The organism is Streptomyces sp. NPDC046859, assembly GCF_040645135.1.
GTDB lineage: Bacteria > Actinomycetota > Actinomycetes > Streptomycetales > Streptomycetaceae > Streptomyces.
On record NZ_JBEYXR010000010.1, the window covers coordinates 25,275 to 49,705 of the forward strand.

19 protein-coding genes and 2 pseudogenes are annotated in these 24,431 nt (G+C 70.4%); 15 read left to right on the top strand and 6 right to left on the bottom strand.

Annotated elements, in window-relative coordinates:
- Positions 1-3 precede the first annotated feature (3 nt).
- The 3 genes from ABZ899_RS17085 (at position 4) to ABZ899_RS17095 (ending at position 1,959) form a co-directional block, all read left to right on the top strand.
- Entirely contained in the window at positions 4-855 is an 852-nt protein-coding gene (locus tag ABZ899_RS17085) for an AraC family transcriptional regulator (RefSeq protein WP_361346322.1), read from the top strand.
- Positions 856-985: 130 nt separating this feature from the next.
- Positions 986-1,654 carry an AzlC family ABC transporter permease gene (locus ABZ899_RS17090; RefSeq protein ID WP_361346699.1) on the top strand — a complete coding sequence of 223 codons (669 nt, stop codon included), beginning with the start codon at positions 986-988 and terminating at the stop codon, positions 1,652-1,654.
- Positions 1,651-1,959: an AzlD domain-containing protein gene (locus ABZ899_RS17095; protein ID WP_361346324.1), complete on the top strand. Its 309-nt coding sequence runs from the start codon at positions 1,651-1,653 to the stop codon at positions 1,957-1,959. The genes ABZ899_RS17090 and ABZ899_RS17095 overlap by 4 nt, the downstream gene beginning before the upstream one ends.
- Before the next feature lie 26 nt (positions 1,960-1,985).
- On the opposite strand, the gene ABZ899_RS17100 is transcribed toward ABZ899_RS17095, so the two are convergent.
- The gene (locus tag ABZ899_RS17100; RefSeq protein ID WP_361346325.1) at positions 1,986-2,921 is read right to left on the bottom strand and encodes a hypothetical protein; all 936 of its coding nucleotides are present in this window, start codon (positions 2,919-2,921) and stop codon (positions 1,986-1,988) included.
- Between the two features lie 252 nt (positions 2,922-3,173).
- On the bottom strand, positions 3,174-3,824 hold the full coding sequence (locus ABZ899_RS17105; RefSeq protein ID WP_361346326.1) for a pentapeptide repeat-containing protein: 651 nt from the start codon (positions 3,822-3,824) through the stop codon (positions 3,174-3,176).
- Between the two features lie 939 nt (positions 3,825-4,763).
- On the opposite strand from ABZ899_RS17105, the pseudogene ABZ899_RS17110 reads away from it, so the two are divergent.
- The 8 genes and pseudogenes from ABZ899_RS17110 to ABZ899_RS17145 all read left to right on the top strand — a co-directional run.
- Positions 4,764-6,464, top strand: a pseudogene (locus ABZ899_RS17110) (glycoside hydrolase family 9 protein); the annotation flags it as partial.
- A 290-nt stretch (positions 6,465-6,754) separates the two neighbouring features.
- Entirely contained in the window at positions 6,755-7,258 is a 504-nt protein-coding gene (locus tag ABZ899_RS17115; protein ID WP_361346328.1) for an RDD family protein, read from the top strand.
- A 260-nt stretch (positions 7,259-7,518) separates the two neighbouring features.
- A complete protein-coding gene (locus tag ABZ899_RS17120; protein ID WP_361346702.1) occupies positions 7,519-9,201 on the top strand; it encodes an acetolactate synthase large subunit in 1,683 nt (560 codons plus the stop codon).
- Positions 9,202-10,006: 805 nt separating this feature from the next.
- The gene (locus ABZ899_RS17125) at positions 10,007-10,870 is read left to right on the top strand and encodes a phosphatase PAP2 family protein (RefSeq protein ID WP_361346329.1); all 864 of its coding nucleotides are present in this window, start codon (positions 10,007-10,009) and stop codon (positions 10,868-10,870) included.
- A gap of 118 nt (positions 10,871-10,988) precedes the next feature.
- Positions 10,989-11,669, top strand: coding sequence for a response regulator transcription factor (locus ABZ899_RS17130; protein ID WP_361346331.1), 681 nt, complete (start codon positions 10,989-10,991; stop codon positions 11,667-11,669).
- Positions 11,666-13,735 carry a GAF domain-containing protein gene (locus ABZ899_RS17135; protein WP_361346333.1) on the top strand — a complete coding sequence of 690 codons (2,070 nt, stop codon included), beginning with the start codon at positions 11,666-11,668 and terminating at the stop codon, positions 13,733-13,735. The genes ABZ899_RS17130 and ABZ899_RS17135 overlap by 4 nt, the downstream gene beginning before the upstream one ends.
- A gap of 227 nt (positions 13,736-13,962) precedes the next feature.
- Positions 13,963-14,523: pseudogene (locus tag ABZ899_RS17140) on the top strand (trehalase-like domain-containing protein); the annotation flags it as partial.
- Positions 14,524-14,680: 157 nt separating this feature from the next.
- Positions 14,681-14,875, top strand: coding sequence for a glycoside hydrolase family 15 protein (locus ABZ899_RS17145; protein WP_361346334.1), 195 nt, complete (start codon positions 14,681-14,683; stop codon positions 14,873-14,875).
- A gap of 58 nt (positions 14,876-14,933) precedes the next feature.
- On the opposite strand, the gene ABZ899_RS17150 is transcribed toward ABZ899_RS17145, so the two are convergent.
- The 4 genes from ABZ899_RS17150 to ABZ899_RS17165 all read right to left on the bottom strand — a co-directional run bounded on the left by ABZ899_RS17150 (position 14,934) and on the right by ABZ899_RS17165 (position 18,985).
- Positions 14,934-16,046, bottom strand: a complete 1,113-nt coding sequence (locus ABZ899_RS17150; RefSeq protein WP_361346335.1) for a glycoside hydrolase family 5 protein — start codon at positions 16,044-16,046, stop codon at positions 14,934-14,936.
- Positions 16,047-16,213: 167 nt separating this feature from the next.
- Positions 16,214-16,555: a DNA-binding response regulator gene (locus ABZ899_RS17155; protein ID WP_361346337.1), complete on the bottom strand. Its 342-nt coding sequence runs from the start codon at positions 16,553-16,555 to the stop codon at positions 16,214-16,216.
- A gap of 205 nt (positions 16,556-16,760) precedes the next feature.
- A complete protein-coding gene (locus ABZ899_RS17160; RefSeq protein ID WP_361346339.1) occupies positions 16,761-17,750 on the bottom strand; it encodes a glycoside hydrolase family 6 protein in 990 nt (329 codons plus the stop codon).
- An 86-nt stretch (positions 17,751-17,836) separates the two neighbouring features.
- Positions 17,837-18,985 carry a S8 family serine peptidase gene (locus tag ABZ899_RS17165; RefSeq protein WP_361346341.1) on the bottom strand — a complete coding sequence of 383 codons (1,149 nt, stop codon included), beginning with the start codon at positions 18,983-18,985 and terminating at the stop codon, positions 17,837-17,839.
- 388 nt (positions 18,986-19,373) lie between these two features.
- On the opposite strand from ABZ899_RS17165, the gene ABZ899_RS17170 reads away from it, so the two are divergent.
- From ABZ899_RS17170 to ABZ899_RS17185, 4 genes are all read left to right on the top strand, one after another.
- Positions 19,374-19,931, top strand: coding sequence for a GtrA family protein (locus tag ABZ899_RS17170; protein ID WP_361346343.1), 558 nt, complete (start codon positions 19,374-19,376; stop codon positions 19,929-19,931).
- Entirely contained in the window at positions 19,928-21,220 is a 1,293-nt protein-coding gene (locus ABZ899_RS17175; protein WP_361346345.1) for a glycosyltransferase, read from the top strand. Before ABZ899_RS17170 ends, ABZ899_RS17175 begins: the two co-directional genes overlap by 4 nt.
- 184 nt (positions 21,221-21,404) lie before the next feature.
- The gene (locus tag ABZ899_RS17180; RefSeq protein ID WP_361346347.1) at positions 21,405-22,919 is read left to right on the top strand and encodes a glycosyltransferase family 39 protein; all 1,515 of its coding nucleotides are present in this window, start codon (positions 21,405-21,407) and stop codon (positions 22,917-22,919) included.
- Between the two features lie 24 nt (positions 22,920-22,943).
- Positions 22,944-24,419, top strand: coding sequence for a hypothetical protein (locus ABZ899_RS17185; protein WP_361346349.1), 1,476 nt, complete (start codon positions 22,944-22,946; stop codon positions 24,417-24,419).
- Positions 24,420-24,431: the final 12 nt, after the last annotated feature.

Consider the following 24,431-nt stretch of genomic DNA (forward strand, 5'->3'; position numbering starts at 1 on the left):
GTCATGGCAGGGCAGGGTGAGAAGGCGCGGCATTGGCGGTACGCCGAGCTGCCCGACGTCGACCTGCTGCGCGCCCGCTACATCCGCAAGGCGTTCGTGCGGCACACCCACGAGCACTTCGTGATCGCCGCCATCGCCGACGGCGTGGAGGTCTTCCACCACCGGGGCGCCGACCAGTACGCCGGGGCCGGGGCGCTCGCTCTGGTCAACCCGGACACGCCCCACACCGGGCGGGCGGGTGTCCCCGAGGGCTGGCGGTACGGGGCGGTCTACCCCTCGCCGCGGGTCGTCGCCGAGATCGCCGCCGAGACGACGTCGATCAAGGGGACGCCCGGGTTCGTACGGCCCGTGCTGGACGATCCGTACGCCGTGTCCCTGGTGCACCAGGTGCTGCGGGCCGCCGACGAGGGCAACGCGCTCGCCGCCGACACACTGCTGCGGGTCGCCGTGACCCGGTTGCTGCGGTCGAACGGTGGCCCGCTGCCACAGCGCGAGGTGCGGTCGGCGGGCGCCCGCGTCGCGGCACACGCGCGTGAGGTGCTCGAACGGCGCATGGCCGAGCCGCCCAGCCTGGAGAAGCTCGCCGGCGACCTGGGCACCGGCCCGTTCGCCCTGCTGCGGGCCTTCCGGGACACCTACGGGATGCCGCCGCACACCTGGCTGACCGACGCGCGCGTGCGGCGCGCCCGCCGGATGCTGGACGCGGGCGTCTCACCCGCGGAGGCCGCGCTCGCGGTGGGCTTCACCGACCAGCCCCACCTCAACCGGCACTTCAGCCGCATCGTCGGCGTACCGCCCGGCGCCTACCAGCGCGAGCGCAAGAACGTACAAGACGCCTGGCGGGAGCCGTCCTAGCGTGGCGGGCGTGTCAGAACGGAAAGCCCTCGCAGGACCCAGGACAGATCCCGACCCGGACCCGGTACGGGACCGGGACCGCGCCCTTGAGACGGACCCCGGCGACGGCCGGGACAAACCCGACGCCGCCGTGGTGCGGGACGCCCTCGGTGTGGGCGTCGCCGTCGGGCTGTCCGGCTTCGCCTTCGGAGTGACGTCCGCCGGCAGCGGACTCACGCTCGCCCAGACCTGCGCGCTCAGCCTGCTGGTGTTCACGGGAGCCTCCCAGTTCGCGCTCGTCGGGGCGCTCGCGGCGGGCGGCAGCCCGCTGACCGCGGCCGCCGGCGCCTTCTTCCTCGGCGTGCGCAACGCCTTCTACGGGCTGCGCCTGTCCCAGGTGCTGCGCCTCACGCGCGCGATACGGCCGTTCGCCGCCCAGTGGGTGATCGACGAGACGACCGCGGTCACGCTGGCGCAGCCGACCCGGCGCAGCGCGCGGATCGGGTTCCTGGTGACCGGGCTGAGCCTGTACGTGCTGTGGAACCTCACGACCCTGCTCGGCGCCCTGGGCGCCGAGGCCATCGGGGACACCGACGCCTGGGGGCTCGACGCGGCGGGGCCCGCCGTCTTCCTCGCGCTGCTCGCACCGATGCTGAAGTCCACGACCGAACGCGCCGTCGCCGGTCTGGCCGTGGTGCTGGGACTCGGACTGCTGCCCGTCCTGCCCGCCGGTGTGCCGGTCCTCGTGGCCGCGCTGGCGGCGCCGGTGGTGCTGTGGGCGCGGGGCCGCCGGGGCGACGTACCGGGGGAGGGACGGTGAACGTCTGGATCGCGATCGCCGCCACCGTGCTCGGCTGCTACGCCGTCAAGCTGATCGGGCTCCTCGTGCCCGCGGGCGCCCTGGAGCGGCCCCTCGTGCGGCGCCTCGCCGCCCTGCTGCCGGTCGCCCTGCTGGCCGCGCTCACCGCCCAGCAGACGTTCGCCGACGGGCGGGAGCTCGTCCTGGACGCGCGCGTGGGCGGGCTCGCCGCGGCCGCCGTCATGCTGATCCTGCGGGCGCCCTTCCTGCTCGTCGTCGCGGCGGCCGTCCTGGTGACGGCGGGGGTGCGGGCCCTCGGGGGGTGACAGCGGCTGTGAGGCGGGGACACCGGTCAGCCGATGTGGCGGCCGTACGCCCTGAGGGTGCGCAGTGCCTCGATCGTCGCCATCGGGCGGGTCTCCAGGGTGACGCCGGGCGCCCACCGGTGGCGGCGGGTCGGCCAGCCGCCGTCCTCCTGCTGATCGCCGGCGAGCCGCTCGAGGGAGCGGTCCATCTCCTCGTCCGTGAACCAGGCCCGCGCGAGGGAGTCCGGGCGGGGCGCGTACTCGTGCGGGAAGTGGGACGCTCCCTCCGCGAGCGGGGAACCGTCGGCGCCGCTCGGCTCCGGTGCCACCAGGCGCTGCCCGCGCACCAGCCGGCCCAGCCGGTCGGCGGCCGCCTCCGCGCGCGTACGGTCGTGAGCCGAGTCCAGGAAGGCCACCGCCGCCTCCACCTCGTACGGATGCGACTTCTCCAGGGACTCGACCACCTGCCAGCAGAAGTCCGTGGCCCGGAACAGCCACGCGTGCCAGACCTCGTTGCGATGCAGCAGGCCGACCACCGGCCCCGTGGCCAGGAGCGAGCTGGGCGGCGGCTCCACGACCGGCAGGGACGGCGCCGCCGGATAGCCGCGCAGGCTGGGATGGACGGCCGGCAGAGCGCCGTCCGGGGCGGAGACCGAGGTGAGATGGCGGCAGACGCGGTCCACACGCTGTCCGCCGCACCGCCCGATCGCGTCCAGCACCTGGAGCGCGCGGCAGGCGTGCCGCGGCTGGCTGACCGGACCGCGCAGATCCGGGTCGAGACCGTGGCCGTAGCCGCCGTCGTCGTTGCGGTACGCGTCCAGCGCGGTCTCCACCGGGTCGGCGGCGCCGTTCAGGAAGTGGTACGCGAAGAGGCGCTGCTCCAGCACGCGCGCGGTCAGCCAGACGAAGTGCTCGGCGTGGAACAGCGGGGAGCGCGCCGGGGGAGGCGCCTGGCGGAGAGGGGAGGCTCCTGGTTCGGGCATGCGACAGACCGTAGGGCGGAAAGCGGTCTCGGCAAGGGGTACCGGCTCAGGCCCACTCTCAGGGGCGGGAAACTGGACGCACGCGGTTGACGGACGGCCTTCTGGCGGCGGATGGCTCGCCGACCTGCGGGAATCATCGCAAGCAGGTCCTCTGACCTGCACTTTTGTGCGGAATTGAACGCCCTCCGCGTCCGCGAGCCGCGTCAATCCGCTCACCAGCCGGCTCGTACGTCCCCGTGAGCCGGGCGGCCCTCAGGGCGCCGGGACAAGGTGGCCGGTGCAGGAGCGCGTACCGACGGACTTGGTGCCGTCCGGACACACGACGTTGTCCCAGCTCGTGTGCGAGAGGTCGGCCCCGTCCAGTCGTGCCCCGCGCAGTGTGGTGTCGGACAGGGTGGCACCCGCCAGATCCGCGTCGCTCAGATCCGCGCCGACGAAGTCGACGTTGGTGAGCGTCACCGAGCGCAGTGTCGCACCACGGAGCGTCGCTCCCTCGAAACTGACGTTGGTGAGGAGGCTCTCGTCGAGCACGGCGGTACCGAGGTCGGCACCACGCAGGTCGACCTCGCCCAGAGTGGCGGAGGCAAGCCGGGCGCGGCGCAGATCCGCGCCACGCAGGTCCACGCTCTCCAGCGACACCTCGGCCAGCTGCGCCCCGAAGAGGTTGCCGCGGCTCAGGTTCGCCTCGGACACCGAGCCCGTCAGCGCCGAGCCCTCCAGATTGACGCACCGGAGCGTCTTCTGCCACAGCTCGACCCCGTCGACGGCCCGGCCCGACAGGTCCTTGCCCGTCCCGTCAGGACAGGTCCGGCCCTGCGCGCCCTCACCGCAGCCGGCCGCCAGGACGACGGGCAGGGCGAGTACGGCCGGACACAGCCGCAGACGCATCACAGAGATCTTCACGAGCCACTCCTGGCGCAGTCGTGGCGGTGCAGGCGCATGCACCCGAGCGGACGACGATCAGCCTCAGCCATGGTGCGGCCCGCCGCAGCGGTCACGTCGTGCACACGCGGAAGGCCGGCCGGAATGCCGCCGACACGGCGACGTACGGGACGGCTGCGGGCCTCTCCGCCGAGGACGCGGACCGTACGTCCTGCTGCTCGGGCGGTGCCCAGGCCGGAAGCGCCTGGGGCGGGGGAGCACAGGCTCGGCCACCTACCTGCCGGGGGCTTCGCCGGCCCGCGATCCAGCCGTTCCGCGTCCTGGCTCGAGCTCGTCATCAGTGACTCTCTCCGCCCCTCCGGAGAGGCCCAGCACTCCGTCGGGGCTGATCCGTGTACATCCATCCCCTCAATCACACTCTGTGGACTCGTGGCGTGCACGCCGGGGAACCGTCGGCGACCGAGCGGGAGGCGGAGGGGTGAGGCGCGTGCCGCCGGCATCCCCGTGCGTACTGGATCAGTCACGGAAAGCGACCCCGCCGGGGCTCTGAAGATCGCTGGGTGCCCGTCCTGCCGGGCGCCCGCAGGCGCGTACCTCAATTGAGGTAGGCGCCTGCCCTTCGATCGAAGGGTCTCAACTTCGCTCGCGCGTACGGTGATTGAGGGCAGGGCCTCCTTCTACCGTCGGTGGAGCGGTTGCAAAAGCCGCAGATCTCTTGCACCCCACCTCGGAAGGACCCTCCTGGTGTCTCGCCCGCTCCCCCGTATGCCCCGTGTACTCGACCGGCTCAACCTTGGCGGACGCCGCAGGCTGGCGGTCGCGACCGTGGCCGGTGTGCTGGCCGGCGGTATCGCAGTCCCTGTCGTCGCCTCCGGTCTCGGCTCGGAGGCGGGCGCAGCCGCGGCGGCCAAGCCGCAGATCTCCAAGCCCGCAGCCTCCAAGAGCGGCCCCGCCCCGACCGTGCGCGTGAACCAGGTCGGCTACCAGACCGAGAGCCCCAAGAAGGGCACGGTCGCGACCAAGGCCAAGAAGCCGCTGGCCTGGTCCCTCAAGGACGCGAGCGGCAAGGAGGTGGCTCACGGGATGACCACACCCGGCGGGGTGGACAAGTCCTCCGGTGAGAACGTCCATACCTTCGACTTCAGCGATGTCACCGAGAGCGGCCAGGGCTACAGCGTCACTGTCGACGGCCACAAGAGCGAGCCGTTCACCATCGCCGACGATCTCTACTCGCAGCTGCGCACCGATTCGCTCGCGTACTTCTACCACAACCGCAGCGGCATCGACATCGACGCCGACCTCGTCGGCAAGGAGTACGCCCGCCCTGCGGGCCACGTCGACGGTGCGGCGTCCAGCGACGAGAAGGTGCCCTGCCAGCCGAAGGGCTGCGACTACACCCTCGATGTCAGCGGCGGCTGGTACGACGCGGGCGACTACGGGAAGTACGTGGTCAACGGCGGTATCTCCGTCGCCCAGCTGATGTCCAGCTACGAGCGCACCCAGCACGCGAAGGGCGCCGACGCCGACGCCCTCGGCGACGGCCGGCTCGTCGTGCCCGAGCAGGGCAACGGCGTCCCCGACATCCTGGACGAGGCTCGCTGGGAGATGGACTTCCTGCTGAAGATGCAGGTGCCGAAGGGCGAGAAGCTCGCCGGCATGGCCCACCACAAGGTCCACGACAGCCAGTGGTCCGGCCTGCCGCTGAGGGCCGACAAGAGCGATGGCAAGCGGGAGCTGCACGCCCCGTCCACCGCGGCCACCCTCAACCTTGCGGCGACCGCCGCCCAGGCCGCCCGCCTCTTCGAGCCGCACGACAAGGAGTTCGCCGCCAAGTCCCTGAAGGCAGCGCGCGCCGCCTTTGACGCGGCGAAGGCCCACCCGGAGATGTACGCCGACCCCGGCGACGCCACCGGCGGCGGCGCCTACAGCGACTACAACGTCAAGGACGAGTTCTACTGGGCCGCGTCCGAGCTGTTCATCACCACCGGTGACAAGGAGTACCGCAAGGAGGTGCTGAAGTCGCCGCTGCACAACGACGCCCAGGCGCTCTTCCCGAGCGGCGGTGTCTCGTGGCAGTCGGTCGGCGGGCTCGGCGCCCTGGACCTGGCCACCGTGCCGAACAAGCTGGGCGCGGCCGAGACCAAGGCCGTACGCAAGACCGTCACCCAGGCCGCCGACCGCTACGCCGCCGCCGCCCGCAAGGCCGGGTACGGCGTCCCGTACGCCCCTGACGGAGGCAGCTACCAGTGGGGTTCCAACGGCCAGGTGCTGAACAACATGGTCGTCCTCGCCACCGCGCACGACATCACCGGCGACGCCAAGTACCGCGACGCGGTGACCAGCGGCATGGACTACATACTGGGCCGTAACCCGATGGGCCTGTCGTATGTCACCGGCTACGGCGAGCGGTACGCGCACAACCAGCACCACCGCTTCTGGGCCAAGCAGAAGGACGCCAAGCTGCCGCAGCCGGCCCCGGGCGCCGTGGCGGGCGGTCCGAACTCGTCGATCGACGACCCGCTCGCCCAGACCAAGCTCAAGGGCAGCGCCCCGGCCAAGAGCTACATGGACGACATCGAGTCCTGGTCCACGAACGAGATCACCATCAACTGGAACGCCCCCCTGGCGTGGGTGGCCTCCTACCTGGACGACCAGGCCTGATACGAAGGTCTGTGACCGCATGAGTCGAACGAGGAGGGTCGGGTCGCCCGGCCCTCCTCGTGCATGACCGGACAACGTGACAGCAGCCCTTGGGTGCCTCTGCCCCCGGTCGCCGGAGAACTGCCCGTCGATGCCGCCGTTGGCGGCACGGCCTGACGGTTCTCGGGGCGCCCGGCCGGTACGGGGCCAGTCGTGTGCGCCGTCCTCCGCCTGGCTGTCCCGGCATGCCGGGACAGCCGTCGGCGTGCACGCTGGGAGCACGAGATCACCGCCCCGTCAGGAGGTCTGTGATGGCGACGGCCCCGCCCAGCCGCGACGCGTTGGACACCGAGGTCGTGGGGCGGCGCGTCGTGCAGTACGGGCTGGACGTCCTGATCTCCGCGCTGATCGTGCTGCCCCTGACCCTGCTCGTCGGCATCGGCGCGAACAGCGACAGCGGTACGACCGCCTGGGCGGTGCTCGCCGGGCTCCTGTGTGGGCTTCTCACCTTGTTCTGGTACTGGGTCCTGCGTCCGGTCGGCACCGGCCAGACCTGGGGGATGCGACTGCTCGGCCTTCGCGTGGTCAGGGCCGACCGGTCGCCTCTGACCACGCGGGACGCCGTCGCCCGTCTGCTGTTGCTCGTCGTGGACGGTCCGGTCGGACTGATCGCGATGCGTCTGTCTGCCCGTCGCCAGCGGCTGGGGGACGTGGTCGCGGGCACTCTCGTCGTGCGTGACCGGCGAGTGCTCCGGGCCGACGGTGGTGCGTGCGACGTTGCCGCGGGACCGCCCGCGGGGCGAGTGAGCTGGTGAGCAAGCGTGCGGTGCGTGCTGCAGCCATGCGGCTCGGTTGCTCGGTTCGGCCGGCCGCGCCGCCGCATCGACCCGCGGAGTCGTGAGTCCGCCTCCCCGCGCCGGACGCGGGCCGCGAGCGCACCGGCCGCCTCATCTTGAGAATGTCCAGGCCGAGGGGGCTTCCCCGGTCGGCATCTCCTCACCCGACCGGGCCGCACGAACGGGCCCGCTGTCACAGCGCTTCCTACGCTGGGCCCATGAGCTCCTCCCCAGCCTCCATGCCCTTCGCCGGCCAGTACGCCGGCATCGAGCTGGAGAACGCCGCCTGTCTGCTGGTCCGCTGCCTGGAGGCGGAAGGGGTGGAATACGTCTTCGGCATTCCCGGCGACGAGAACGCCCGCCTGGTCGACGCACTCGCGAACTCCTCGATCCGGTACGTCCTGGTCCGGCACGAGCAGGGCGCGTCGTTCATGGCCGAGATGTACGGGAGGCTCACCGGCCGGGCGGGTGTGTGCTCCGCGACGCTCGGGCCCGGCGCGGTCAACCTCCTGCTGGGCACCGCGGACGCGACGGCGAACAGCACCCCGCTGGTGGCGCTGGCCGCGCAGGGCCCCTTGTCCCGCATGCACAAGGAGTCCCACCGGGTGATCGACCTGGTGCCGATGTTCGCCCCGGTCACCAAGTGGGCGGCGCGCGTCAACACGCCCGACGCGGTGCCGGAGACGGTACGCAAGGCGTTCAACACCGCACAGACCGAACGCCCGGGCGCCGTGTTCCTCGCCGTCCCCGAGGACATCGAGGGGGCCTGCCCCACGACCTCGCTCGACCCGCTGCCGCACAACACCGTGCGGGCGGACGCGCCCTCGCCCGCCCTGGTGGCGCGGGCCGCCGAGGCGCTGACCAACGCTCGCCACCCGATGGTGCTGGCCGGGCACGGGGCGGCCCGGGGCGGGGCGTCCGCGGCGCTGGTGCTGTTCGCGAGGAGACTGAACGTGCCGGTGGCCACCACTTTCCACGGCAAGGGCGTCTTCCCCGACGACGACCCGAACGCGCTCGGCGCAGTGGGCCTCATGCGTCACGACTACGCCAGCTTCGGCTTCGACGAGGCCGACGTACTGGTCTGCGTCGGCTACGAGCTGCAGGAATTCGACCCGGAGCGGATCAACCCGCACGGGAACAAGCGCATCATCCACCTGCACCGCTTCCCCGCGGAGGTGGACGCCCACTACCCGGTGGCGGTCGGCGTCGTGGGCGACATCGCCCAGGCCCTCGACGCGCTCAGCGTTGCCGTACCGCGCCGTTTCGAGCACGGCACGGCCGCCGCCGAGCGGAGCCGGGCGCTGCTGGCGGACGAGTTGGCGTACGGCCGCGAGAGCGACGCATTTCCCCTGGTGCCGCAGCGAGTGGTGGCCGACGTGCGGGAGGCGCTGGAGCGCGACGACGTCGTGCTCGCGGACACCGGCGCGGACAAGATGTGGATGGCCCGGCTGTACCCGACCTACGAGCCGGACACCTGTCTGCTCTCCAGCGGCCTGTCCACCACGGGCTTCGCCCTTCCCGGTGCGATCGGCGCGAAGCTCGCCCGCCCGGACCAGCGGGTGCTGGCGGTGGTGGGTGACAGATCGTTCCTGATGAACTCCCAGGAGCTGGAGACCGCCGTACGCGAACGGATTCCGCTGGTCGTGCTCGTCCTGGTCGACGGCGAGTACGGGCTGATCAACCGCAGGATGGAGCTGGAACTCGGGCGGCACAGCCGCATAGGGTTCTCCCACTCCGACCTGGTCGCCCACGCCGAGAGCTTCGGCGCCCGCGGCCACCGCGTGGACACCGCCGCGGACCTGCTGCCCTCCCTGCGCCGCGCCCTGGAAGAGGACGCCGTCTCGGTGATCGCCTGCCCCGTCGACTACACCGAGAACCTCCGCCTCAGCGACCGGCTCGGCGCCCTCTACAGCCCGTTCTGATCGCCCAGCCCGGCGGCAGAGCTTCGCGGGCTTCCGCACCGCCCGCCACGCCGACAGTCCCACGCGGGGAAGGGCGGCCTGATATGCCGTCACCCTCGCCTCCAGCCCGGCGGAAACCGCATGCCGGGCCCGCTCCCTTCACGTGCCTCTGGCCGAGGGGCATCGGTGTGCTCGGTGAACTGCTCCTCACCGGGGGCGCGTTGCTCGCTCTCTTCGTCGTCCACCCCGTGTCATGGACCAGCAAGCCGACCGTGAGGCCGATGACACGGGGGACCGGCTCAGCCGGGCGTGCGCACAGGACCCCGCCGCGGACGCGGACGCGCCGGTGAGGGGAGCGTGATCGACGCGATGCCCGCGCACTCGGGCAGGACCGGCGCCGGACGCTGCATCACCCCCACCGCCTGCCTCCCGGTCCGCACCTCCGATCAGTGGCTCCATCGTCCGGGGCGAGCCCGTACGCACCGAGAAGGCCGACGCCCCCCGGACGCCACTGCCGGAACCACGCTGAGCCGACGACGCTCATCACGCCGAGGTCGGCGATACCGGCCAAAACGTCGTAACGGGCTTACCGGGATATATTTGGCGAAACGGGAGTTCCGGGAGTGTCGAGCTGGGCTTCCTTTTCGTGTGCCGTCGCGTCGTGCCGGGTGCGGACTCTGTGCCGGTTTTACGCGGTCGAAGTTCCCGATGGACCGGGAGTCACGACATGGGTATGATCGCTCACCCCCTGTGGCGGGCAAGACTCTTCCCTGAAGTGCCTGGCAGGTGTACGACGGCTCTCTTCGCGCTGGTGGCCGGGGTGTACGTGGCCGTTTTCCTGGGGGTGCTCACCCGGTCGCCCCTGCTGGAGTTCGACTGGCGCGTGGCCATGTGGCGGCCGTACAGGCAGTGGCACGAGCCGGCAGGGCTGCTCGATGTCCTCGTCGTCGCAGGACAGCGCGGGCCGTCGGCGACAGTTGCGCTGGGCTGGCTGGGGTGGCGCTTCTGGCGGAGTCGGAACCCGCGCCCCTTGCTGGTCTTCCTGGTGGCGCTGCTGCTGCTCAATCTGAGCGTCGGTGCGGTCAAACTCGGCACCGGACGCCTGGGGCCCGGCTATGCGCATGCCATCGGATCCGACGAGTTCTTCCGGGGCGGCAACATGTTCCCTTCCGGCCACACCGCGAACGGTGTCGTCGTCTGGGGGACGCTGGCGTACCTGGCCACGCGTCGTCGCAGGACAGTGGGCGTGCTGGCCGCGCTGGTCGCGCTGGTGGTCGGGCTGACCACCGTCTACCAGGGATATCACTGGTTCAGCGACGCCCTGGGCGGCTGGGCTGCCGGGGCGCTGGTGCTGCTGGCCCTGCCGCGCTGCGAGCCTCTCGTCGAGCGTGTGACCGTGTGGGGCAGGGGGCTGCGGGAGCGCCTGCGTGCGGAGCCTGTGCCCGTTCCCGCAGCGGTCACGGTCGTCGGGGCGCACCGGCATCGCGGCCGTGGAGGGCGACACGGGGCGACGGACGGGCCGTGTCCCGCTGGTGCGGCGGCGCGGAGTCCGTCGCCCTGCGCCCCGTGGCGACAGGCGAGCCCTTCCCTGGCGACGGCCGCCGCTCGATCCGGGGTCGGGGTATGGAATGAGCGTGGGCCGCCGCGGGTTCCCGGTGTGCCGGAAATGCTCGTTATGTGTGTTCCTTGAGTATCCGGGCGACCGGGATGAACCCATAGGGCGATGGCGACCGCGTAGGCCTCGGGGCGCGTACCGCGGGCAACCCGTGGTGGGTGCTGTGAGCCGCGCTCGACGACGGAGATCACCAGTGGCAGTTCATGTTTTGATCGCGGAGGACCATGCGGTGGTCCGGGAAGGGCTCCGTGCCTTCCTGAGCCTTGACGGCGACATCGAGGTGGCCGGTGAGACGGCCAACGGACGGGAGGCCGTGCGGCTGGCCCGGGAACTGAGCCCGGACGTGGTGTTGATGGACCTGATGCTGCCCGTCATGGACGGGATCGAGGCCACGGAGCACATACGTCAGGAGCTGCCGGAGGTCAGGGTGGTGGCGCTGACGAGCGCCCTGGACGGTGGTGCGGTGATGGCGGCGGTGCGGGCGGGCGCGACGGGCTTCCTGCTGAAGAACGCGGAGGCCGACGAGCTACGGCACGCGGTGAAAGCCGTGGGGGCCGGGCGGACGCACGTCTCCAGCTCCGCCGTCGCCCGCCTGCTCGACCAGGTCACGGACGCGACCCAGCCGGAGCGTCTCACCGAGCGTGAGACAGAAGTCCTCGTCATGCTCGCCAGAGGCAAGGCGAACAAGGAGATCGCGCGCGAACTGCGCATCGGGGAGCAGACCGTGAAGACGTACGTCAGCCACATCTTCGACAAGCTGGGAGTGCACAGCCGGACGCAGGCGGTCGCCCACGCGCTGCGGCTGGGGCTCGTGCCGGCCGCGGAACTCGCCCGCGGCCTCGCCGCGACGGACGATTTCCGGTGGTCGGCGTGAGGGACACCCCTGCGACGCCGGCGGCACCGGACACGATGCCCGACGCCGCCTCCGGCGGGAGCGGGCAGCCGCCGTACGGGGAAAGGCCCGAGGAAGTGCTCCTCGTGCTGGATCCCCAGGGGCACGTGCTGAGCGTCGGCTCGGGCGCCGCGTCCCTGGACGGTCGCAGTTCGGCCGACCTGGTGGGGCGGCACGTCTCGCTCCTCTACCCGCCCGAGGACGCGGCGTCGGGCGGCGCGGCTCGCGCCCTGGACACGGCCGCGGCCCTCGGCACACACCGGGAGCACGCCTGGCGCCTTCGCCCGGACGGGGCGCGTTTCTGGGCCGAGACAGTCATCACGGCGACCCGGGACGCGCACGCACATCTGGTCGGCTACTGCGTGGTCGTCCGCGACCTGAGCGCCCTCTGGCGGCACGAGCGCCGGGAGCGGGCGGTCGCCGAGGTCACCAAGAGCGTGGTCGAGTGCGGCCCCGGGTACGAGGTGCTGGCGCTGGCGGCGCGGCGGGTGCGGGAGTCCGTCGGCGCGCAGACGGTTCGCGTGCTGGCACTGGACTGGGGAGACACACCGACCGTGCGCGCCGTGGACGGCGTGGGGAACGGGGCCTCACGCGGCCTTCTGATGCCGGGGGAGTCCGTGCTGGTGCGCGAGACGGTGCGTGGCGGACGACCGCGGATCTTCTCCGACACCGACCAGGAGCCGTCGGGGCCGCGCACGGCGCTGCGCGAAGCCGGGCTGGCATCGGTCATGGATGTGCCGCTGACGGTCCGCGATCGGGTCGTCGGGCTGCTGGAGGTGGCGAACCGGCGGGGCGGGCATCTCTTCACCTCCGAGGACTTGCGGTTCGTGGAGCCGTTCACCGGGCCGGCGGGGCTAGCGGTCGAGCGGTCCCGTGCGGAAGAGGACCTGGACCGGCTCGGGCGCAGATCCCTGGTCGGCCAGGACTCCGTACGGCAGTCACTGAACTCGGTGGCCGCCGAGGCGGTCACCCGCACCGGTGCGGTGTGCTGCGTGGTCTACCTGCTGGAACCCGGGGCCGGCCTGCGTCCGGTTGGCGGCCATGGCGGCACCGACGCCGATCCGCTGCCCTCCGGCCAGACCGAGGGCTCCGTCACCCATCCCGTGAAAGTGGCGATGGAGGCGATCACGACGGCGGCCCCGGTGAGCGGAGGCTGCGAGGAGGAGACGGCGGACAGGGACCCGGGACCCGCGCGAGCACCACGGGCCCCGGTCTCCGGCGAGTTCCTCACCTCTGTGCCGCTGTTGTGCCGCGAGGAGGCGGTCGGCGCCCTTTGCTGCCGGTTCCCCCAGGGCCGGCTTCCCGGTGCCGAGGATCTCGCGGCGCTCCAGACCCTCGCAGTCCGGGCCGCCGCCGCGGTGGAGACACAACGACTGTGGGCCGTGGCCCAGGAGCAGGCGACGCGCGAGGAACGGCGTCATCTGGCCCGTGAGTTGCACGACTCCCTCTGCCCGGCCCTCTACGGCATCGCCCTGAACGCCCGCACCGCCCGCGAACTCCTCCGCCGCGGGGACACCGGGGCGCACCAGTCGATCGACTCCGTGCTCCGGCTGACCGACGCGGGACTCAGCGAAGTCCGGACGATTCTGTGCCGGCTCAGCCCCGAGTCGCTGCAGACCGAGGGGCTGGTCACCGCTCTGGGCCGGTACGTCGGACAGGTGCGGGTCCGCCACACTGTCGCAGTCGAGGCGGAGTTCTCGGCCGAGCCGGACGCGGCACCGGAGACCAAGCACGCCCTCTACCGGATAGCCCAGGAGGCGCTGCACAACGTCATCCAGCACGCGGCGGCTCGGCATGTCCTGCTCCGCTTGTCCACGACGCCGGACACCATCACGCTCGCCGTCACGGACGACGGCGTGGGCTTCGACACCGGCGGGTCCTTCCCCGGCCACCTGGGCCTGCGCTCCATGCGGGAGCGGGCGCGTGAGGCGGGCGGCACACTGGAGGTGGACAGCCGCCTCGGGCATGGGACCCGGGTCCGGGTCGCCATCCCCGCACGCCCGACACCGGACGGCCCGTACGCCGTACGCCCCACGGCGGACCGGTGACCGTGCTGCTCCGGCCTTTCCCGCCCGGCGCAGAGCCTCTCGCGGGGCCCGTCGGGGCGCCGGATGTCCCTGCGGGCGACACGGTCCAGTGGGTATCCCGGCGCCCGAGACAGCCACCTCGCGGTGGCGGACGATCGGGTCGGATCTGTCCTCGGTAGAGCGTGTTCCCTCGTGTTCGGGCCGGTGTCACTTCGCGTGCAGGGAGATGCCGTGAACAAGATCCCCGAATGGATGAGGGGCTCCGCTCCCACGTGCTCTCACCGAGTCCCGTGGTGAACGGACATGCCGCGCATGCGCCTCTCCCCGGCGCCGCGGTGGGCACGGAGGCGAGGCCGATCGCGGACTACGCCCTGCTGTCGGACTGTCAGGGCGCGGCGCTCGTGGCGCGCGACGGGTCGGTGGACTGGCTGTGCCTGCCCCGCTTCGACTCCGCCTCCGTGTTGGCGCGGCTGCTGGATCGCTCGGCCGGGCACTGGTGGATCCGCCCCGTCGGCGTCTTCACCGCACATCGGGTGTACGTGGACACGACGATGGTGCTCCGCACGGAGTTCCGGACGGACACCGGGGTTCTGCAGGTGACCGACGCGCTGGCGGTGGGGCCGAACACGACCGGCCGGGTCCTCGGTCGGGAGGTGCCGCACACACTCTTGCGCGTGGCGGCGTGCACGGAGGGATCGGTCAAAGTGGCGGTGGAGTTCGCTCCCCGGCCGGACTACGGCGCGATCCGGCCGCTGCTGGCACCGGCAGACGGGGGGCTGCTCTGCGCCCTCGGTTCCGGATCATTGCTGCTGTCCTCGCCGCTGCGGCTGGAGGGGCGGGCCACGGCCCGTGGACAGTTGACCCTGGGAGTCGGAGAGCGGGCGGGCTTCGCCCTGACGTATGTGCCCGCCGGCGGCCGCCGAGAGCTGTGGTCGCAGGATCGCATCGGCGAGGCCACTCGCGCTGATGGGGGAGGGGACCGAGGCGCGGGAGGTCTTCGAGCGGGCCGCCGCCTGCGCGAACGACGTCGGGCTGCTGGCGGAGGAAGTGGATCCGACGGGACTGCGGTTGCTGGGCAACTTCCCGCAGGCGCTCAGCCACATCGGTCTGGTCGACGCGGCCTGGGCGATCGGCCGGGCGGAAGCGGGCGCCCACGGCTGAGAGGCCGCGGACACGATGTCCGCGGCCTCTCTCCGCTCACGCGCCGGTGCGCGGGGGACTACTCCTGCGAGGACTTCGCAGCCTTCGACTGGGGCAGCGGGTCCTGGTACGTGCCGACCAGTGCCTTCTTGCCCGAGTCCACGGTCGTCCAGTCGTCCTTGAGGACGCCGCCGGTGTCACCGGAGTTGGGGTTCCAGCTCCAGTAGGTGTAGCTGAGGCCGTTCTTCTTCAGGTACTGCATCAGGCTCTTCTGCCAGACGGCCTCGGTGCTGTTGCCCGTGCTCTTCTTACCGCCGAACTCGCCGAGCAGCACAGGAGCGGTGTTGTCCTTCTTGAGGAAGCCCCAGTGCTTGTCCCAGAAGGCGGGCATGTTGTTCGGGAAGCTCTTGTCCATGAACCAGTTCTGGTTGTAGACGCCGGGCCCGTAGTCGTGTGCGGAGTAGACGACCTTGTCGGCCTCCTTGAGCTTCACGGGGTGGTCCTTGGCACCCCGCAGCTCGCCGCCCCACCAGGTGGACTCGTCCTTGTACTTGTCATTGCCCTCGACGAAGACCAGCCAGTCCGGGTTGACCGAGTGGATCGTGTTGCCGGCCTTCTCGGCGGCCATCTTCCAGTCGGTCTTCGGGTTTCCGTCGCCCCAGGTGGCCTGGCCACGCGGTTCGTTGTGCAGGTCGGCGCCGATGACCCTGTCGTTGCCCTTGTAGCGGTCGGCCAGCATCTTCCAGTCGGACAGCCACTTGCTCTCGGGGAGCTTGTCGGTGTACCAGAGCTCGCTCTGGCCGTACTGGTCCGGGCGGTGCTGGTCGAGGATGACCATCATCCCGTGCTCGGTGGCGCTCTTGACGACCTTGTCCATGATCTGGAGGCCGTTGAGGCCCTTGAGCTCGGGGTTCTTCTTGTAGTCGATGCCGTTGGGCTTGCTCTTGGCGTCGAAGAGCTCGTTGGAGTACGGCAGCCGGAGGGTGTTGAACCCGGTGTCGACCATCTGCTCGACCATGGAATCGAGGTTGCGGGCCCACAGGCCGTGCGGCGCGAAGGTGCCGGTCTCCAGACCGAACCAGTTGACGCCGGTCAGGACGACCTTCTTGCCCTCGGCGTCCACCATGTCGCCGCCCTTGGTGTGCAGCGGGCCGTGCACACCGGAAACGGCGGTCTTTCCGGAGCCGCTCACAGAGTCCACTGTAAACGCGGTGACGGTTCCGCCGACGGCGGCGACGGCGACGGCCGCCCCCGCGACGCCCAGCGTCAGCCGGCGTCGACTGCGGCGTCGCTTCCCCTCGGTCGCCGATTCGGAAGACACAGACGTGGTCGGGTCGGTGTGGTTTTCCAGGGGGGAATTCATACGGTGAGACTCCTGAGGAATTCGGGTGCGTCGGTCTTGAGAATGCTGATGGAGGGTGTTTCCGCCGACGATTCCGGGCGCTCCTTGTGCGGCTCGGTGGCCGCGGAAAGAAGGACGAGCAAAGCCCTGGGAAGAAGTTCGCCGAGCCGGTGGGATTCCTGGGCGGCCGTATCCGTGTCGACCAGGATGATGTCCGGCGTCAAGTCGCTGATCTGCGACATTGCCTCGGTGATCGTGGTCACGGCGCCGACGAGTTCATATCCCGGCTCCTCTTCCACAAGTTCGGCTAGAGCCGTCAGTACGTGCGGATGAGGCTCCACGACGAGAACTCTTTTCATGGGCGGCGGTCTCCTTCGGGCTTTTCGCTGCCATGCCCACGAGACTAGGAAAGGAGCCGTGTTTAAATCGCCGTACGACCGAGCGAAATCCGGGCACGCCAATCGGCCGAATTCGGTCTACCTCAACTGAGGTAGACCGAATTCGGCCGATTAGTTACTTATGTCTCTTATGCGTGTCAGGAGAAGATGCGGGGTTTCCGTCGCGTCAGCGGGCGAGCCGGTAGGCGTACTGCGCGTCGAAGGCTCCCGCGGCCGCGGCGCAGCCGTCGGCCTGGCCTGGCGGTTTCACCCATAGGTAGGCGTCGACACCACGGACGCCGGTGTCCGTCGTCGGGGTCTGTCCCAGGCGGCGGCCGGACGGATCGCAGGTGCGATTGCCGCGGGCCGGTCCGGCTCCATTGCGGCTGGTGTCGATCACCATGGTCAGGCGGGCGCCGTCAAGTTCCCGGAGCACCGAGTAGCCGTAGGCGATCTCGTCACGGGTCCTGTTGAAGTTCGAGACGTTCAGCGCGATGCCGTCCCCGTAACGGGTGGCACCGGCGCGCCGGAGGCGGTCCGCCATGGTCCGGGCGGGGTGCCAGCCGGAATTGCCCGCGTCGTAGTACACCGAGGAGCGCGGAGCGTCGCGGTGCAGTATCCGCCCCGCGTAGGACAGAGCCGCGTACCGATCCCGCCGTTCCCGGGAGCTGAGGCAGTCGGCGAGCGCGAGCGCGTCCGGTTCGAGGACCACCAGTGCGTCTGCTGAACCGATTCCCCGGGCGAAGCCCTCGATCCAGTTCCGGTAGGCGGAGACACCCCCCGTGCCGCCGCTGCTGTGCCCGGAGCAGTCGCGGCGGTGCACGGCATAGGGGACCAGGACCGGGAGAGCGCCCCGTGCCCGGGCCGCGTCGACCACGGCGCGTACCTCGCCCTCCACCTTCTGCGGATCAGCGTCGGTGATCCAGGATCCCTGTGGCCAGGAGGCGATGCGCTCCCGGATGACCGCTGACCGGGGGTCCCGGTGGTGCTCGCGCACCCAGCGGGCGGCCGCGGTGTCGGGGGCGGTGTACAGGCGGGTCGCCGCGGGGAAGCGCGCTTCCGGCAGGCCGGGCGGCGCGGCGCCGGGACGCGAGTCCGGGAGGAACGGGCCGGTGGTCACTGCCGTGGAGACCGCCACAAGGAGGCCGAGAGCGGCCAGCAGGGCCCCCAGTCGCACGCTCCAGGGACGTGGATGCGCGCGCCCCGGGGCCGGTGTTTCGGGGCGCGCGCGCTCGGGGACGGTGCCGCTCAACCGGCTCGCCGTCAGTCGTCGTCCGACGGAGTGACGCTGCGCCGGATCAGGAGCCATGAGATGACGGTCAGTACGAGTAGCGTCGCGGTCACGGCGAGTACGATCAGCGCCGGTCCGGCGTCGGAGGAAGCGGACGTGGTGCGGCTCTCGGCGTTCGCCGCCTGGTCGTTCCGCAACGCGCTCACGGGTTCGGGCGAGGAGGCCCGCTTCGCCAGCGCCGCAGCGGGAGCGACGACCCCCCAGCCGTACCGCGCATCCCAGTTCGCCTTGCCCTGCTGGGTGGCTGTCCGGGTCAGTCTCCGGGTGACCTGGTCGGCCGTCCATTTCGGGTGCTCGGAGCGCAGCAGCGCGGCCGAGCCCGCCACCCAGGACGCCGCGAGCGCGGTGCCGGAGCCGGTCCAGTAGTCGCGGCTCCGGGCGGTGGTCAGGATGTCGACACCCGGCGCGGCCAGGTCCACATCCTTGCCGTGGTGGGAGTCCGGCCAGAGCGTGCCCTTCTTGTCGACGGCGGTGACGGAGAGGACATCCGGATAGGCGGCCGGGTAGGTCTTGTCGTTGCCGGTCCCACCCGTGTCGCCCGCACCGGCCACGACCAGGGCGTCCCGGTCGGCCGCGAACTCGACGGCCGTCTTGAGGTCGTCGCTCGGGCGGGGGAAGCCGACGGTGACGTCGATGACCTCGGCTCCCTGGCGCGCGGCGTCCATGATCGACCTCGCGGTCGCGGCGGCCAGGGCCGTGTTGTCCCGGTAGACCTTGAAGGGCAGTATGCGTGCCTCAGGAGCGAGTCCGAACAGCCCGTCGCCGGCGTAGCTGCGGCCGGTTCCGGCGATCACCCCCGCCGCGTGGGTGCCCTGTACCGCTGCGGAGCCCCCCTCGTCGCGCGCGCCGTCGAGGGCTTTGCTCTTGACGACGCGGCCCGCCAGGTCGGGGTGGGTGGCGTCGACCCCGGTGCCGATCACCGCGACCGTCACGCCCTGGCCCCTGGTGATATCCCAGGCCTTCTCGGCCTTGAGGGCGGTCAGCGCCCACTCGGACTCGCGGAGGGCTCCGGAATCAGCCTGGGCGGTCGTGCCGGGGGCGACAACAGCGAGTGCCAGCGCCGCTGCGGCGGCTCCGGCGCGTGTGGCGAGCGCGGGGCCCGATGTCCTACGACCTGCCATGGCGTGGCACCTACCTCTGGTGCTGGAATGTGAGGCCGGGCCACCGGAAGCGAGGAGGACGGCCCGGCCGTCCCGACCCGGTGCTCTGGACAGGACACCGGGCCTGGACTCCGCTGCTCGCTCCATCGTCCGCAGTCGAGGGGTGGCGTTGCACCCGCCGATGGGGGAGAGGGCTCTCCCCTCTTCGGGGGAGCGGAAGGGGCGGTTGTTCCCGTCTTCCGGACCTGATCTCCGGGTCCTCCCCCAAATGGGGGAGTGCGAGGGCTCCCCCGAAAGCGGGTAGGTCGCTCACCCGTTTATGTGATGTTCGCGAGTGCTCGCGCGTGCAGGCTGGTGTCGGAGGTCCCGCCGGGCGGGGCCGCAGCGCTCTCGCCTCGGAGGAGCCGCGATGCACTATTTCCGAACGGTACCGGTCCACACCGACGAGCCACGAGCGGCGGCGGAACCGGCCCGAGCGGCGGCGGAACCGGCCGGAGCGGCGGAATCGGCCAGTGCGGCGGCGGAACGGGACCGGAACACTGCCCCCCAGGCCCAGGGCGGCTGGATCAGACGGCTGCCGACGAGCCGGGTGCTGCGCTTCGCGGTGGTCGGTGGTGTGGGCACGATCGTGAACACGGCAGCCCTGTACGTCCTTCATCGCCTGCTGAATGTGCCGCTGGTCGTCGCGTCGGCGGTGGCCGTCGAGCTTGCCGTGGCCCACAACTACGTGCTGAACGACCGGTGGACCTTCGCGGTCCGTGCGCCGTCGTTCCGGCGGTTCGGGAAGTTCAACATGTCCATGCTCGCCGGCCTCGCGGCCAATGTGCTCGTCGTGTGGACCCTGGTGCACGTCGGAGTCCATCTCCTGACGGCGAACCTCCTCGCCATCGCTGCCGCCTTCTCGGTCAACTACGCCTCCAGCGTGCAGTGGGTGTGGGGCAGGACCCGGAGGAGGAACCGATCATGACGCTCCTGCTGTACGCCGGACTGGTTCTGATCTCCCTCCTGCTCACGCTCCAGTCGGCCCATGTCCTGTACTTGATGCTCTACACCTGGGATCAGCCGGAGGCGGAGGCGAAGGCGAAGGTGCCGGAGGAGTTCCTGCCACCGGAGCTGTCGTTCAGCGTGCTGCTGCCGGCCCGGCACGAAGAGGACGTCATCCAGACCACCGTCGACCGGGTGGTGCGCGCCGACTATCCGACCGAGTTGCTGGAGGTCTTCGTGATCTGCTCGGCGGACGACACCGGCACGATCAGCAAGGCCGAGGAGAAGATCGCCGCACTCCATCGGGAAGGGCTGCACAACGTCGAGGTCGTCGTCTTCGACGACAAGCCCGTCAACAAGCCGCACGGCCTCAACGCGGCGCTGCCGCAGACGAGTCACGACGTGGTGACCATCTTCGACGCCGAGGACGACATCCACCCCGCGATCTTCGACCTGGTCAACACGGTGATGCTTCAGGACAAGGTCAAGGTGGTCCAGGCCGGCGTGCAACTGATGAACTATCAGTCCACCTGGTACTCGGCACTGAACGTGCTGGAGTACTTCTTCTGGTTCAAGAGCCGCCTGCACTACCACGCCCTTGAGGGTTCCATCCCGCTCGGCGGGAACACCGTGTTCTTCGAGCGCCAGCTGCTGGTACGGCTCGGCGGCTGGGACGAGTACAACCTCACCGAGGACGCCGACCTGGGCCTGCGGGTGTCCGCCGCGGGAGAGCGGGTGCGGGTCGTCTACGACGACCGGTACGTCACCAAGGAGGAGACGCCGCCCACACTCGGGCAGTTCATCCGCCAGCGCACCAGGTGGAGTCAGGGCTTCATGCAGACTCTGAAAAAGGGCACCTGGAAGCAGATGCCCACCCGCAAGCAGCGCTGGCTCGCCTTCTACGTGCTGGCCTTCCCGCATGGACAGGCCCTGCTCGGCCTGTACCTCCTGATCTCCCTCGGGATGATGTTCTTCCTCAAGGTGCCGGTGCTGATCGCGCTCATCTCCTGGCTACCCGTACTGATGCTGGCGGCGCACTTCGTGACGCAGACCGTGGGCCTGTACGAGTTCACCAACGCCCACGGCCTCCAGGCCACCCCGAAGGCCGTGCTGAAGATGGCCATCGCCTGGTACCCGTACCAACTCGTCCTCGCCTACGCCGCGCTGCGCGCCATGCGACGCCAGCTGACCGGCCAGAACAACTGGGAGAAGACCCAGCACGTCGGCGCTCACCGGACCGAGTCGTCGGGGGCGGACTCCGATGCCGCGTGAGATGAGACGGCGTGGGACAGGACCTCGTGCGACGAGGCCCCAACTGGCCGTCGTCCATGAGGGGCAGTCCGCACCGACCGGACGAGCCCCGACGCCGCCGCCCCGGAAGGACACACGGCCGGTCATCAAGCTGGGCCGGTTCCCCGAGCTGGGGCAGCGCGGGCGGATCGCGCTGGGAGCCGCTGTGGTCACCGGGCTGGTCACGCACGGCTGGCACCTGTTCCAGTACCCGCTGTACCTCACCGACGAGGGCATCTACATGCAGCGGGCCTGGTCGCTGGTCCGGCAGACCCGGCTGTCGCCGTACACCTACGACTACGACCACGCGCCCGGCGGCTGGATCCAGCTCGCCGGCTTCGCCTTCCCGCTGCCGGGCCAGTTCGAGACGTTCGGCAACGCCATCAACACCGGCCGGTTCCTGATGCTGCTGGTCCACCTGGCCAGCGTGGCCCTGCTTTTCGAGATCGTCCGGCGGCTGAGCGGCAGCCTCCTGGCCGCCACCGTCGCCGCGTTCTTCTACAACGTCTCGCCCCTCGCCGTCTACTACCAGCGGCAGGTCCTGCTGGACAACCTCATGATGTTCTGGGTGCTGCTGAGCCTGTACCTGCTGATCGGCCGCGACATGAGGATCCGGCACGCGGTGGGCGCCGGCTCCGCGTTGGGCATCGCACTGATCACCAAGGAGAACGCGCTCTTCTTCGTCCCCACCCTGGTGTACCTGTTGCACCGCAGGGTGAAGGGCTCCACCCAACGCCGGTTCACCAGGTCGCTGTGGCCGTTCGCGATGGTGATCCCGGTCGGTGGCTACGTCCTGTACGCCGTGCTGAAGAACGAGCTTGTGCCCAGTGGCCTCGACTTCGACCTGAACAACCCGCCGGCCGACCACGTGTCCCTGCTCTACACCTTGTGGTGGCAGCTCAACCGCAACCAGGGCTCCCTGCTCGGCCAGGGCAGCTTCCTGTACAACAGCTGGCTCCCGAGGGACGGACTGTTCCTGATCCTCGGTCTGCTCGCCATGCTGGCCGCCCTGTACTGGGGTCTCAAAGACCGTCAGCGCGACCTGGGACTCCTCGTGGTCGGCACGATGGCCGTCGCCTATGCCTTCTATCTCGTGCGGGGCAGTGTCCTGCTGGATTTCTACATCGCTCCGATGATCCCGCTGTTCGCGATGAGCATCGGCATGGTGACCGATCGGCTGGTGGGGCGGCTGCGTCCCCGGCTGCGGCTAGCGGTGCCCGCCGCGGCTGCGGCACTGCTGTTGCTCGTACCGATGACGGGCTATCTGCTGACGGTCAATGACGAGGGGAAGGTGGCGGTCGCGGACCAGTACCACCCGAAGCTGGACCTGACCCGTATGCAGGAGGAACAAGTCGCCTGGATACGGGAGCACGTCCCGTCGGACGCGCGGATCATCATGGACGACGACCTGTGGAGCGCACTCCACGACGTCCCTCCCTTCTATCCGTTCGCGCACTCCCATTGGAACGCCTCAGCCGACCCCGACGTACGCGACAAACTCTTCGCCAAGCGTTGGCAGAACATCGACTACATCGTCATGTCCAACAAGATGCGGCAGTCGATGAACGGCAACAACGGCGACGGCCGCGAGAACTGGATCCTGGCCGGGCTGAAGAACGCGAGGAAGGTCTGGGAGACGGGTCAGGGCGACATCAAACTGCAGATCTACCGGGTCGGTTAGCCCCGGGCCGAGGAGGTGAACGTCATGCCGGAGAACCCCGAGAACAGGGAACAGGACATACCGGAGAGCCTCGAGGAGGACGAACAGGCACCTCCAGGAGCACCCGGAGGAAAGAAGAGCCGGTTCACCTGGAAGAGGTTCCTGATGGCCGTCATCGCGCTCGTCGTCGTCGGGTCCCTCTTCCAGATCGCGAGGAGCAGCGGATTCGGCGGCGCTCTGAACACGACCGGCGACAAGTCCGAGCACCGGAAGAGCGCCCCCGAGGAGATCAAGAAACCGACCAAGAAGCCGAAGTCGGTCAAGCTGGGAAACCAGAAGATCCCGCGGGAGGCCGGGCCGGTCATCGTGGTCAACCCCGGCCTGGTCACGCCCGGTGGCAAGGCGACCGTCGAGGGCGCGGGCTTCGACGCGAAGTCCACCGTGGACCTGTTCCTGAAGACCTCGGCCAAGAAGAGCGAGGGAAAGAGCATAGGCACGGCGAAAACCGACAAGACCGGGTCGATCAACGCACAGATCGCGGTGCCCGAGAGCGTCAGCCAGGGCGCCGTCCTGGTCGCACAGCAGCGCGACGCCGACAATGTGGCCGAGGCCCAGCTGGTCTCGGGCGGCGTGGTCGGCTCGGTGAAGATCAGCAAGGCGGTGGGCAAGCCCGGGGACAGTGTGTCTCTCAGCATCCGAGGCTTCAGGCCCGAGGAGAAGATCAACGTCTTCTGGGGTCGCGTCGGCGGAAAGCCGGACGCCAGCCTGACCGCCGACGGATCCGGCGGCATCGGCCGCGCCGACGTCAAGGTCGGTGTCGCCCCCACCGGTATCAGCACGCTGATCCTGGTCGGTGAGAAGAGCAAGACCACCGCTACCGCGCCCTTCCAGATCCTGGGCCTGTACCCGACGCTCAAGTCGTCGCCGTACTCCCTGAAGTCCGGACACAAGATCACCGTATCCGCCGGCGGGTTCGCCCCGGCCGAGCGTGTCCTGTACTACATCAACAGCGCCAGCGGCATCCCCGCCTTCACCGCCACCGCCGACGCCAACGGCAAGGTCGGGTCCGTGTCCTTCGACGTGCCCTTCGGCTTGGAGGGCAAGCAGAGCCTCACCGCGATCGGAGAGCGGACCCGGGCCGTGGTCCGCTCCGGCTTCCAGGTGATGCCCTACACGCCGGCCGCCGAGCCCAGCGCCTACTCCGGCAAGGCCGGTACGGCGGTGAGCTTCTATGTCACCGGCTTCGCCGCGAACGAGACCGTGACCCTCTACGCCGGCGGCCCGAACGGCGACGGCAAGAAGGTCACGACCTTCCAGGTCGATGCCAAGGGCGAGGCGGAGGCGGTGGGTTCGTACCCGATCACCAAGGCCGACGAGGGCGGCGTGACCTTCAAGCTCGTCGGCAGCAAGAGCGGCGGAGAGGCCAAGGCCTCCGTCAACTCGGCCGAGAAGGGGCAGCAGGACCAAGGGCAGCAGAACCAAGGGCAGCAGGACCAAGGGCAGCAGGGCCAGGGGCAGTAGACCGGACGGGCC